At 71.6% G+C, this 12,524-nt stretch carries 11 protein-coding genes; 6 read left to right on the plus strand and 5 right to left on the minus strand.

What is annotated here, in order from left to right:
- Window positions 1-5 precede the first annotated feature (5 nt).
- Window positions 6-1,238 (minus strand): MFS transporter, encoded by a 1,233-nt coding sequence (locus tag AC3EGR_RS21185; protein ID WP_488548506.1) that lies wholly within the window; start codon window positions 1,236-1,238, stop codon window positions 6-8.
- Between the two features lie 196 nt (window positions 1,239-1,434).
- Here AC3EGR_RS21185 and AC3EGR_RS21190 point away from each other — a divergent pair, with 196 nt between their 5' ends.
- Window positions 1,435-1,995, plus strand: coding sequence for an RBBP9/YdeN family alpha/beta hydrolase (locus AC3EGR_RS21190; RefSeq protein ID WP_488548507.1), 561 nt, complete (start codon window positions 1,435-1,437; stop codon window positions 1,993-1,995).
- A 21-nt stretch (window positions 1,996-2,016) separates the two neighbouring features.
- Here AC3EGR_RS21190 and AC3EGR_RS21195 read toward each other — a convergent pair whose 3' ends face one another.
- From AC3EGR_RS21195 to AC3EGR_RS21210, 4 genes are all read right to left on the minus strand, one after another.
- Window positions 2,017-2,670: a hypothetical protein gene (locus AC3EGR_RS21195; RefSeq protein ID WP_488548508.1), complete on the minus strand. Its 654-nt coding sequence runs from the start codon at window positions 2,668-2,670 to the stop codon at window positions 2,017-2,019.
- Window positions 2,671-2,683: 13 nt separating this feature from the next.
- Window positions 2,684-3,889 (minus strand): MFS transporter, encoded by a 1,206-nt coding sequence (locus AC3EGR_RS21200; protein WP_488548509.1) that lies wholly within the window; start codon window positions 3,887-3,889, stop codon window positions 2,684-2,686.
- Window positions 3,890-3,978: 89 nt separating this feature from the next.
- Window positions 3,979-4,653, minus strand: a complete 675-nt coding sequence (locus tag AC3EGR_RS21205; protein ID WP_488548510.1) for a phosphoribosyltransferase — start codon at window positions 4,651-4,653, stop codon at window positions 3,979-3,981.
- Window positions 4,654-4,763: 110 nt separating this feature from the next.
- Complete coding sequence (locus AC3EGR_RS21210) at window positions 4,764-5,672, minus strand: LysR family transcriptional regulator (RefSeq protein ID WP_488548511.1); 909 nt, start codon at window positions 5,670-5,672, stop codon at window positions 4,764-4,766.
- A gap of 85 nt (window positions 5,673-5,757) precedes the next feature.
- Here AC3EGR_RS21210 and AC3EGR_RS21215 point away from each other — a divergent pair, with 85 nt between their 5' ends.
- The 5 genes from AC3EGR_RS21215 to galK all read left to right on the plus strand — a co-directional run bounded on the left by AC3EGR_RS21215 (window position 5,758) and on the right by galK (window position 12,519).
- The gene (locus tag AC3EGR_RS21215) at window positions 5,758-6,738 is read left to right on the plus strand and encodes a Bug family tripartite tricarboxylate transporter substrate binding protein (protein WP_488548512.1); all 981 of its coding nucleotides are present in this window, start codon (window positions 5,758-5,760) and stop codon (window positions 6,736-6,738) included.
- The gene (locus AC3EGR_RS21220; RefSeq protein ID WP_488548513.1) at window positions 6,735-8,408 is read left to right on the plus strand and encodes an FAD-dependent oxidoreductase; all 1,674 of its coding nucleotides are present in this window, start codon (window positions 6,735-6,737) and stop codon (window positions 8,406-8,408) included. Before AC3EGR_RS21215 ends, AC3EGR_RS21220 begins: the two co-directional genes overlap by 4 nt.
- 177 nt (window positions 8,409-8,585) lie before the next feature.
- Window positions 8,586-10,379, plus strand: a complete 1,794-nt coding sequence (locus AC3EGR_RS21225) for a glycoside hydrolase family 2 protein (RefSeq protein WP_488548514.1) — start codon at window positions 8,586-8,588, stop codon at window positions 10,377-10,379.
- A complete protein-coding gene (galT, locus tag AC3EGR_RS21230) occupies window positions 10,379-11,464 on the plus strand; it encodes a galactose-1-phosphate uridylyltransferase (protein WP_488548515.1) in 1,086 nt (361 codons plus the stop codon). Before AC3EGR_RS21225 ends, galT begins: the two co-directional genes overlap by 1 nt.
- A complete protein-coding gene (galK, locus tag AC3EGR_RS21235; RefSeq protein ID WP_488548516.1) occupies window positions 11,461-12,519 on the plus strand; it encodes a galactokinase in 1,059 nt (352 codons plus the stop codon). Before galT ends, galK begins: the two co-directional genes overlap by 4 nt.
- Window positions 12,520-12,524: the final 5 nt, after the last annotated feature.

The raw sequence follows: 12,524 nt of genomic DNA on the forward strand, positions 1-12,524 counted from the left end.
CGGGCTCAGGCCGCCGGACGGCCTGCCCGCAGCGCCAGCCAGAACACGCCCAGCCCCGCGAGCGCCAGCAGCGCGCCGACCCAGCCGGTGGACGTCCAGCCGAGGCCGGCGCTGATCGCCACGCCACCGAGCCACGCACCCAGTGCGTTGGCCATGTTGAAGGCCGAGTGGTTCAGTGCCGCCGCGAGCGTCTGCGCGTCGCCCGCGACGTCCATCAGCCGGATCTGCAAGGCCGGCCCGATGGCGACGATGGTGCCGAGGAAGAAGGTGCCGATCGCCGCGCTGGCGACGTGTTCCGCCGCGAACACGAAGCCGCCCAGCACGACGATCGCCCACACCAGCAGGCCACCGATCGTCCGCATCAGGGAGCGGTCCGCCAGGCGTGCGCCCACCAGGTTGCCCGCCACCATGCCGGTTCCGAACAGCGCCAGCACCAGCGGCACTTGCGCCAGCGGCAGCCCGGCCACCTCCATCAGCGTCGGCTTGATGTAGCTGAACACGGCGAACATGCCGCCGAAGCCGATCGCGCCTATGCCCAGCGTGAGCCACACGTGCTTGTTGCGCAGCGCCTGCAGCTCGCGCCAGGCGCCGGCGCCGGGTTCGGGCGGGATGTGCGGCACGCCGTAGCGCACCAGCACGGCCGCGAGCGCGGCGATCGCCCCCACCAGCACGAAGGCGGCGCGCCAGCCGAAGTGCTGGCCCAGCCAGGAGGCGATCGGCACGCCCACCAGCGTAGCGCCCGTGAGTCCCAGCATGACGAGTCCTACCGCACTGGCACGCCGGCCCGGCGGCGCCAGCGAGGCCGCGACGAGCGCCGCGACGCCGAAGTAGGTGCCGTGCGGCAGGCCGGACAGGAAGCGCAGCAGGTTCAGCGAGAGATAGCCGGGGGCCAGGGCCGAGCCGATGTTGGCCACCGCATAGAAGGCCATCAGCGCGACGAGCAGGGCGCGCCGTCCCCAGCCCGCGGCCAGCACGGCGAGCGCGGGTGCGCCCAGCACCACGCCGAGCGCATAGGCGCTGATCACGTGGCCGGCCTGCGGGATGGTGGCGCCGATGTCGCGGGCGACCTCCGGCAGCAGGCCCATGATCACGAACTCGCCGGTGCCGATGGAGAAGCCGCCGACCCCCAGCGCGATAACGGCATGCAGGAAGCGGGTATCGCGCGAGGAAGAAGAGGCGAGGGCCGTGCCGCTGGCAAGCGAGGGGCCTTGCTCCGGCTGGAGCCTGGGTGCTGTCATTCGTTGTGCTTGGAGTGCGCCGCGACGGCGGCCTGGACCCTGGAGCAAGTCCGGGGCCAGCCACCTTAACACCGGCCGTGCATCCTTGCGGTGCGCGGGGTCTCGCCCCCAGCGCGGTCCGGTTCTGAGCTTCTGCCCATAAGTTCGGGCAAAGATGTTCGTTGGGAAAGCGCGGACCGCTGCACACAATGGGCCGATGCAACATTCGACGCGGCCGTTGATCGTGCCGGGCTGGCGGGATTCGGGACCGCAGCACTGGCAGACGCTGTGGCAGGCCCGGCTCGCGGGCGCATTGCGCGTGGTGCAGGACGACTGGATGCATCCGACGCGCGAAGCCTGGGTGGCCGCCATTGCGCGCTGCGTGCTCGAGGCGCCGGAGCCGGTCGTCATCGTGGCGCACAGCCTGGGCTGCATCGCCACCGCGCACCTGCCGCCGCAAGCGGCGCGGCGGGTGCGCGCGGCGCTGCTGGTCGCGCCCGCGGATCCCGAGCGGCGCGCGCTTCTCAACGACTTCGCGCCGGTGCCCCACCAGCGCCTGCCTTACCGCAGCATCGTGGTGGCGAGCACGGACGATCCGTACTGCCCCTCGCGCCGCGCCGGTGCCTATGCACGCGCATGGGGCAGCGAATTCGTCCGCTTGCCCGACGCGGGCCACATCAACGTGGAATCCGGCCACGGGGAGTGGCCCCTGGGTTTCGCGCTGCTGCAGTCACTGCTTGCGCGCACGGAACAAGCCTCCTCCCAGGTCGCTGCCTGAGGACGAGCCGCGCCTCGCCGGCTAGTCGCGCGCGGAAAGCAGCGCCTTGGCGGCCTCGATGCGCAGGTGCATGTCCACCCCGGGGTCGCGCATCACCGACAGCAGGAAGCTGCGCGGATCGTCCGCTCCAGCGCCGGTGGCTGCGCGTGCCTCCGGTACCGGCGCTGCCGCCGGTGCCGTGAGCTCGCGCATCGCACGTTCGAAGTCGCGTGCCTCGATGCCGGCCGCCTTGGCCAGCACGTCCGCCTGCGCATCGGCGCCGGGTGGATGGTCGAGCCAGCGTTCGTCCGCGAACAAGGGCGCCAGGTCCGGCGCCACGAACGCCGACCAGCGCTCCGCGTCGACCTGGCTGGGCGGAATCGCCTCGGGCTGCTGCAGCCGGACGCCTTGCGGCGGCACGCCGTGCAGGTAGCGCACGCGCAGCGCCTCGAGGAAGGCCTGGGCGCGTTCGGGGGGCACGCCCTCGGCCAGGGAGAACCAGAGCTGGTAGCCATCGCTGCCGGACACCGCGATGGCCGGGGCCGGGAGCCCCAGGTCCGCCTGCACCCCTTGCCACACGCGCGCGACCTCCGGCCAGCCCGCGGGGCGCAGCAACTGCAGCACCAGCGCGCGCAGGCGGCCGGCCGCATCGGGCGGCGGGTAGAGGCGTTGCAGTTCGGTGGCGAGGCGGTCCATGTCGGTGTCGAATTTACCGCTTCGCGCGCGCCACGCCGCGCCAGAGCACGGCCGCGCAGAGCGCGAGCGGCAGCGCCAGCGCGAGGAAGCTCGCGCGGTAGCTGCCGAAGGCGGCCGAGACGCTGCCGAAAAGCGGCGGGCCCAGCACGTTGCCCAGGAAGGTGATCGCCAGGGTGCCGCCGGTGGCCATCCCGGCGCGGCCCTCCGGCGCCTGCCGTGCCACCTCGGCGAGATAGACGCCGTTCCAGCCGATCGCCGAGGCGCCGAAGACGAACAGCACGAGCACCACGATCGGGTGCGCCACGGTCTGCTGCAGCATCGCGGTCGCGAGCGCGGCCAGGGTCATGAGCGTCCCCAGCGAGGCCAGCATGCGCCGCGCGCCGAACCAGCGGTCGGAGGCGTAGCCCCACCAGACGCGCCCGAACACCCCGCCCAGCTGCGAGGTGGCGAGCACCGCGCCTGCGGCGACGAGGCCATAGGCGAGGTCGTTGGTGAGGAAGGTGACGAGGTAGGTGGTCAGCGACAGCTGCGCGACCGAGAACACGAACGAGCAGCCCGCCAGCATGCGCAGCGCCGGCTCGGCGAGCACCATGTGCACCGGCTCGAGGATGTTGCCCAGGCCGAGCCGCCGCGCCGGGTCCCGGTCCGCGTCGAAACCGGCGCGCAGCGACTGCGCCACCAGTGCGCACAACACGCAGGCCGCCGCGACGGCAAGCAGCGCCGGCTGCCAGCCCGCGAGCAACTGCAGGCTCGGAACGATGGCGCCGGCCAGGGCGCCGCCCAGCGGCACGCCCGTCTGCTTGATCGAGAACACGACGGCCATGCGGTGCGCCGGCGTCGTGCGCGCCAGCAGATGCGAACTCGCCGGCGTGATCGGCCCGTAGCCGAAGCCCACCAGCACGGCGCCGACGGCGATCGCGGCCACCGAGGGCAGGGCGCACAGCGCCAGCCCCGCCGCGCACAGCACCAGGCAGCCCTGGCTCACGCGGATGCTGCCCCAGCGGCCGACCACGGCGCCGGAGGCGAGGCTGGCCAGGATGGAGGCGAGGTACGCCACGGCGACGTACAGCCCGATGTAGGTGGCGGAGATGCCCACGGCCTCGGCGACGCGCGGCGCCATCACGGGCAGCGTCAGGAGCGCCATGGCGGTCATGGACTGGATCGCCAGGGTGATGGCAAGGGGCGCCCAGCCGTTGGCGTCGGGGCTGCGTAGCGTCACCGATGCAACGGCGCGAAGGCGTGGTGGGGCAAGGTGGACGGAAGTCTAATCTCCCGGCCGGAGTGACCGGCGACCCCGGACGCGTTCCTTCACATGACGAGGTGGCGCCGCGCCTGGAACAGCAGTTCCCGCACCTCCTCGTCGGAGGTCTGCGGGAACTGCGCATACCAGAAGCCCACGGCGCGGAAGGGTTCCGGCGTGCGCAGGCAGACGACGTCGTCGGCCAGTGCGCGCAGGGCATCGCAGGTGTCCGCGGCACCGACCGGCACGGCGACGGTGATGTGGACGGCGGCCAGCTGCCGCACTGCCTGCACCGCCGCGCGCATCGTCGCGCCGGTCGCGAGGCCGTCGTCCACGAGGATCACCTCGTGCCGGGCGATCTCGCACATCGGCCGCTCCTGCCGGTAGGCCTCTTCCCGCCGGGCGAGCTCGCCCTGCTCGCGTGCCACGATCAGCGCGACCTCGTCCTGGTGCACGCCGCCGAGGAAGCCGTGCGCCTCCTCGTTCATGATGCGCACGCCGCCGCTGGCGATGGCGCCGATCGCGAATTCCGGCTGGCGCGGGTGGCCGATCTTGCGCACCAGCAGCAGGTCCAGCGGCGCGTCCAGCAGCAGGGCGACTTCGTAGCCGACCGGCACGCCGCCGCGTGGCAGGGCCAGCACCAGCGGATCGCTCCAGTCGCGCCGCGTCAGGAGCTCCTCGCCCAGCGCGCGGCCCGCGGCGCTGCGGTCGTGGAATCCCAGGTTCGGGGCATGGCGTGGCATCGTTCAGCTCCTCGGCCGCGCGGTGCCGGCCCTTGCCTGCATTGAGCACCTCCCGGGCGCCCATGCGCAAGAGGGGCCCGGCCACTGTCGTGTAGGAACTGGCCGCCCGGCTATTCGCTGAGCTCTGCCTCGATCACCTCGGTCAGCGCCTGGGCCGCCGGCGACAGCGAACGGCCGCGCTTGGTCACCAGCGAGATGTCCCGCGACACCACCGGCGCATGCAGCTTGCGCACCAGCAAGCCGGTGCGCCCGGAGCGCAGCGCGTAGGCCGAGGGCATGACCGCGCCGCCCAGGCCGCAGTCCACCATCCACAGCGCGGTGGCCAGGAAGGTCACGTCGTTGACGACGTCCAGTTGCACGCCGGCCTGCGCCGCCGCGCCGTCGATCAGCGGGCGGATGCCGTAGCCGGGGCGCACCGTGATCACGGGGTGGCCCGCGAGGTCGGCCCAGCGCAGTTGCCGTTTCGCGGCCAGGGCGTGGTCCTTGCGGCACACGAAGGCCAGCGTGTCGCCCAGCAGCTTGCGCGTGTCCACGTCGGCCGCCGCGCGCTCGGGCGAACCCAAGCCCAGGTCCACGTGCTCGCCGACCACGCGCGAGACGAACTGCTCGGGCGAGCAGTCGTCCACCAGCACGCGGATGCCGGGATGCAGCCTCGCGAAGCGCCGCACCACCGGCGGCAGCAGGATCTCGCCCAGCGTCGGCGTGACGGCGATCGACACGCGGCCGCGCCGCAGCGCCCCCAGGTCGCGCAACCCGGCGCCCAGCGAATCCACGTCGCGCAGGATGCGCTCGGCCACGGCGATCGCCTCGGTGGCGGCCGCCGTCGCCTGCAGCGAGCGGGTTGTGCGGTCGAACAGGCGCGTGCCCAGGCCGTCTTCCAGTTGCCGGATCAGCACGCTCACGGCGGATTGCGTGATCGACAGCTGCTCCGCCGCGGCGCTGAGCTTGCGCAGGTGGTACACGGCGCGGAAGGCGCGCAGCTGGCGCAGGCTCGGCGTGAACGCGGACGCGGTACTCATGAAGAAACATCATAAGTGCTTCGGAATTTTTCGATTTACGAATGAATGAAGCTGGCGTCCAATGCGGCGACAAGGAGACAACCCCATGCGACAACTCGCCCGCGCGCTCGCCGCGCTGGTGGCGGCCGGCTTCGCCGCCGCTGTTCCGGCGCAAGCCCAGACCGACTACCCGAGGCAACCGATCCGCACGGTGGTCACGTTCCCGCCGGGCGGCAGCGCCGATGCCGTGGTGCGCATGCTGGTGCCGCGCCTGAACGAGAAGCTGGGCCAGCAGGTGGTGGTGGACAACCGGCCCGGTGCCGGCGGCAACATCGGCCTGTCGATCGTGGCCAAGGCACCCCCCGATGGCTACACCATCGGCGTCGGCGCGGCCGGCGCGCTGTCGGCCAACAGCAGCCTCTACGAGAAGATGCCCTTCGACCCGATCAAGGACTTCAAGCCGGTGAGCATGCTGGCGGCGATTCCCTTCGTGATCATCGGCAATCCCTCGACGCCGGCCCGGACGCAGAAGGAACTGCTCGCGCTGGCCAGGGCGCAACCGGGCAAGCTGGCGATCGCGCACGGCGGCAACGGCACGGCCATGCACCTGTCGGCGGCGCTGTTCGCGCAGATGGCGGACGTGAAGCTGGTGGAAGTGCCGTACAAGGGCTCCGGCCCGGCGGCCCTGGACGTGCTGGCCGGCAACGTGCCGCTGGCGGTGGTGGACCTGCCCTCGGCCCTGCAGCACATCAAGGCGGGCAAGCTGGTGGCGTACGCCGTGACCAGCCCGCAGCGCCTGCCGCAACTGCCGGACGTGCCCACGGTCGCCGAAGCGGGCCTTCCCGGCTATGACTCGACCGGCTGGTTCGGCGTCGTGGCGCCCGCCGGCACGCCGCAGGCGGTCGTGAACCGCCTGAACGCGGAGATCACGGCGGCCCTGAACGACGAACACATCAAGGCGAGCATGCGCAACCTGGGCGTGGAGCCCGCGCCCACCAAGCCGGAAGCCTTCGAGGCCTACATCCATTCGGAGACGCAGAAGTGGGCCAAGGTGATCCGCACCGCCAACATCAGGATCGACCAATGAGCCTGCCGGACATCGCCGCCGACGTGCTGGTGGTCGGCGCCGGCCCCGTCGGCCTGACGCTGGCCATGGACCTGCAGTCGCGCGGCGTGAAGGTCGCGGTGGCGGAGGTGCGCCGCTATGCGGAGCCGCCCAACGTGAAGTGCAACCACGTGTCCGCCCGGACCATGGAGCGCTTCCGCCGGCTGGGCGTCGCGCAGAAGCTGCGCAGCGCGGGCCTGCCCGAGGACTATCCCAACGACGTCGTGTTCCGCACCAGCGTCTGCGGCAGTGAGCTGACGCGCATTCCCATCCCCGGCCGCGGCGAGCGCTACACCTCGAAAGAAGGGCCGGACACCTGGTGGCCCACGCCCGAGCCGCCGCACCGCATCAACCAGCTGTTCCTCGAGCCCATCCTGCTGGAACACACGGCGGCTCTGCCCGGCGTGACCCTCCTGAACCGCACGCAGGTCACCGGCTTCGCGCAGGAGCGCGAGGGCGTGGTCGCCACCGCGCTGGACCTCGACAGCGGGCAGGAGCGCCGCATCCGCGCGCGCTACCTGGTGGGCTGCGACGGCGGCAGTTCCACGGTGCGCAAGGCGATCGGCGCCAGGCTCGAAGGCACGCCCGTGATCCAGCGCGTGCAGTCGACCTACATCCGCGCGCCCCGCCTGCGCGCGATGATCCCCGGCAAGCCCGCGTGGTCGTATTACTCGGTGAACCCGCGGCGCTGCGGCACCGTCTTTGCCATCGATGGCCACGAGACCTGGCTGGTGCACAACCACCTGAACCCCGACGAGCCCGATTTCGACGCGATCGACCGCGACTGGTCGATCCGCCAGATCCTCGGCGTGGGCGAGGACTTCCAGTACGAGATCATCAGCAAGGAAGACTGGGTCGGACGCCGGCTGGTGGCGGACCGCTTCCGCGACCGCAACGTGTTCCTGGCCGGCGACGCCGCGCACCTGTGGGTGCCGTATGCGGGCTACGGCATGAACGCCGGCATCGCCGATGCACTGAACCTGTCCTGGCTGCTCGCCGCGCGCGTGCAGGGCTGGGCCGAGGAATCCATCCTGGACGCCTACGAGGCGGAGCGCCAGCCGATCACCATGCAGGTGTCCAACTTCGCGATGGACCATGCGGCCAAGATGATCAAGGCGCGCCGCGCGGTGCCCGCGAACATCGAGGCGGACGACGCGGAGGGCGCCCGCGCGCGCCAGGAGATCGGCCGCGAAGCCTACGAGCTGAACGTGCAGCAGTTCTGCTGCGCAGGGCTGAACTTCGGCTACTTCTACAGCGGCTCGCCCATCATCTCCGGCGACGGCGAGGAGCCGCCCGCGTACACCATGGGTGGCTTCACGCCCTCCACGGTGCCGGGCTGCCGGGCACCGCATTTCTGGCTGGCCGACGGGCGCTCGCTCTACGACGCCTTCGGGCAGGGCTACACCTTGCTGCGCTTCGATCCGGAACTGGACGTGCAGCCGCTGGTGGCCGCAGCGCAGGCGCGCAGGCTGCCGCTCACGGTGCTCGACGTGCAAGGCGTGCCTGCCCCCGACGGCTACCGCCACCCGCTGGTGCTGTGCCGCGACGACCAGCACGTGGCCTGGCGCGGCGATGCGCTCCCGCGCGAAGCCATGGAACTGGTGGACCTCCTGCGCGGCGCATCCGTGCAGGCGCTGCGCAAAGCAGCCTGAGGCCGCGGCGCGACCTTGCCGGACAGCGATTTCAGCTGCTCCGGGCCTGCGCAAGGGGGTCGCGCCCCTGAAGCGCGCCGTTGCCGAGCTTGCGCGGTTTTTCCTACTCGGGAACTTGTCCGACAAGGCGCAACGCCGCCTCGGGCAAAGCTTTACGGTTCCCTGGAGAAGAAGACTTTGCAGCAAGCTTTGCAACACGGCTACCCGCGACCTCAACTGCAGCGCGCCGACTGGCTGTCCCTCAACGGCACCTGGCGCTTCCGCTTCGATGACGAAGCCTGTCTCGGCTGTCCTGCCGACGTGGACGATTGGCCGCTGGAGATCGCCGTTCCCTTCCCGCCCGAGTCGAGTGCCAGCGGCATCGGCGACCGGGGCTTCCACAAGGCGTGCTGGTACGAGCGCGAGTTCGAGCTGGCGCCCGGTCCCGAGCGCGTGATCCTGCATTTCGGCGCCGTCGACTACGAGGCCCGCGTCTGGGTCAACGGCCAGCTGGTGGCCACCCACGAAGGCGGCCACACCCCGTTCCAGGCCGACATCACCGAGGTGCTGGAGCCCGGCGGCCGGCAGCGACTGACCGTGCGGGCCGAGGACGACCCGCACGACCTGAGCAAGCCACGCGGCAAGCAGGACTGGCAGCGCGAGCCGCACTCCATCTGGTACCCGCGCACGACCGGCATCTGGCAGACCGTGTGGATCGAACGCGTCGCCGCCACCCACATCGCCAAGATCCGCTGGACACCGCGCCTGGAAGGATTCGCGCTCGGGCTGGAAGCGCACATCGAGGGCGACACCGGCGACGACACCTCGCTGGAGCTCGAGCTGCGGCACGGCGAGCGCCTGCTCGCCAAGGACCGCTACCGCGTCGTCGACGGCGAGGTGGATCGCTACGTGGTGCTGTCGGACCCGGGCATCGACGATTTCCGCAACGAGCTGCTGTGGAGTCCGGAGCGGCCCACGCTGCTGGACGCGACGCTGCGCCTGTGGCGCGGCGGGCAGATGATCGACGAGGTGCGCTCGTACACCGCCTTGCGCTCGGCCAACGTGCTGCGCGACCGCTTCATGCTCAACGGCCGGCCCTACGTGCTGCGCATGGTCCTGGACCAGGGCTACTGGCCGGAGACGCTGCTGGCGCCGCCCAGCGACGACGCGCTGCGGCGCGACGTGGAGCTCGCCAAGGCCATGGGCTTCAACGGCGTGCGCAAGCACCAGAAGGTCGAGGATCCGCGCTACCTGTACTGGGCCGACAAGCTGGGCCTGCTCGTGTGGGGCGAGATGCCCTCGGCCTACCGCTTCACGCGCAAGGCCATCAAGCGCACCGTGCGCGAGTGGACCGAAGTCCTCGAGCGCGACTACAGCCACCCTTGCCTGATCGTGTGGGTGCCGTTCAACGAGTCCTGGGGCGTGCCCGAACTGCCCGCGGTGCAGGCGCACCGGCATGCGGTGGAGGCGCTGTACCACCTGACGCGCACGCTGGACCAGACGCGCGCCGTGATCGGCAACGACGGCTGGGAGTCCTCGGCCACGGACATCATCGGCATCCACGACTACGACTCCAACCTGGAGCACATGCGGCAGCGCTACGGGCCCGAGGTCGAGACGGAGAAGCTGTTCGATCGCCGACGTCCGGGCGGGCGCGTGCTCACGCTGGACGGCTATCCGCACCGCGGCCAGCCGATCGTGCTGACGGAGTTCGGCGGCATCTCCTTCCAGGCCAGGACGGAGGAGGGCGTGCAGAAGATCTGGGGCTACACCGAGGTGCGCGACGAGGAGACCTTCGCGCGGCTGTACGAGCAGCTGCTGGAGACGGTCATCAACACGGCCTTGTTCAGCGGCTTCTGCTACACGCAGTTCGCGGACACCTTCCAGGAGGCCAACGGCCTGCTCTACGCCGACCGCACGCCCAAGATCCCCCTGGAGCGCATCCGCAAGGCGACCTCCAGGTCGCGCACCTTCATTCCCGGGGCGGCGTGATGGACCGCGTCGAGCTCACCAAGCCGGACGGCCGGCGCATGACCTTGTACGCGCGCGCGGCGCTGCCGCCCGGGCTGCAGGCGCCGAGTCCCTTCCCGGAGCCGCTGCGCGGCGGCGCCCACCTGCGCTGGCATCCGCTGCGCGGCGAGTGGGTGACCTACGCGGCGCATCGCCAGGACCGCACCTTCCTGCCGCCGCCCGAGTACAACCCGCTGGCACCCACGACGGACCCGGCCCATCCCACCGAGGTGCCTGCCGGGCCCTGGGACGTCGCCGTGTTCGAGAACCGCTTTCCCTCGCTGGGGGGCAACGTGCTGCCGCCGCCCGAACTCATCGTCCCGAGCGCACCGGCCGAGGGACGGTGCGAGGTCGTGGTGTTCACCCAGGACCGCGAGGCCTCGCTCGGTGCGCTCCCGCTGTCGCACGTCGAGCTCCTGCTGCAGGTCTGGGGCGACCGGACGGCACGGCTCGGCGCGGAGCCCGCGATCCAGTACGTGCTGCCCTTCGAGAACCGCGGCGCCGAAGTGGGCGTCACGCTGCACCATCCGCACGGGCAGATCTACGCCTACCCGGTGGTGCCGCCGGTGCCGGCACGCATGCAGCAGGTCGCGCTGGAACACCATGCGAAGCACGGCCGCGCGCTGCTGGAAATGCACATCGAGGCGGAACGGCGCGAGGGTGTGCGCATGCTCTACGAGGGGCCGCATGCCGTGGCCTTCGTGCCGGTGTGCGCGCGCTACCCGTACGAGGTCTGGATCGCGCCGGTGCGCGCGGTCGAAGGCTTCGCGCAGCTGACGGACGCGGTGCGGGCCGACCTCGCACGGGCGTTGAAGACGGTGCTGCTGAAGTTCGACGGGTTGTGGCAGCGGCCCTTTCCCTACCTCATGGCCTGGTACCAGGCGCCGACCGATGGCGCCCCGCACCCCGAGTCGCACCTGCACGCGCAGCTGTGGCCGCCGTACCGCACGCGCGACCGGCTCAAGTACCTGGCCGGCACCGAACTGGCTGCGGGATTCTTCGCGATGGACGCGCTGCCCGAGGAGAAGGCGCGCGAGCTGCAGCAGGTGCAGGTGGAGGTCGCATGAGCCAGGCCGCCATGTCCTCCGGCGAACCCGACGCCGTCGCCGATGCGCCCGGCCGCGTCAACCTGCTCGGGGAACACACCGACTACAACGGCGGCTTCGTGCTGCCGGTGGCCATCGCCCAGCGCACCCGCGTCGCGATGCGCCGCAACGGCAGCGACGCGTTCGCCCTGCATGCGGCCGAACTGGGCGAGACCGTGCGCTTTTCCTTCGATGCCCCGCCCGAGGCGCATTTCGCCAGCTACGTGTACGGCTGCCTGGCGCTGGCGCGCTCCGAACGCGCGGACGTGCCTGGCCTGGACATCGAGGTGCGTTCCGAGGTACCGATGGGCGTGGGCCTCTCGTCCAGTGCGGCGCTCGAAGTGGCGACGCTGCGCTGCCTGCGCGAGCTGCTGCAGCTGCCTTTCGACGACGTGCGGATCGCGCAGCTGGCGCAGCGCGCCGAGATCGAGTTCGCCGGCGTGCGCTGCGGCATCATGGACCAGATGGCGTCCAGCCTGGCGGCGACCGACCGCGCGCTGCTGATCGACACCCGTTCGCTGGAGCGCCGCGACGTTCCGCTGCCGGCCGGCACCGCGGTGCTGGTCCTGGACTCCGGCGTGCCGCGCACGCTCGCGGGCAGCGGCTACAACCAGCGGCGGGCGGAATGCGAGGAGGCTGCGCGCCTGCTCGGAGTCGCCACGCTGCGCGAAGTCGAGGAGCTGGCACGGCTGGACGGCCTGCCCGACGTGCCGCGCCGGCGGGCGCGCCACGTGCTCACCGAGAATGCGCGCGTGCTGCAGGCCGCCCAGGGCGCCGACGCCGCCACCTTCGGGCAGCTGATGAACGCCTCGCATGCCAGCCTGCGCGACGACTACGAGGTCTCCACGCCTGAACTGGACCTGCTGGTGCGCCTGCTGCAGGAGCACCCGCGCGTGTTCGGCGCCCGCCTGACCGGCGCCGGCTTCGGCGGCGCCTGCGTGGCGCTGTGCGAAGCGGCAGCGGTCGACGCGGTCGCGCAACCGGTGCTGGCCGCCTATGCGGCGGCCGGGCATACGGGGCGGCAGCTGGTGCCCTGAAGCGT

This window comes from Ramlibacter sp. G4-7 (assembly GCF_057784995.1).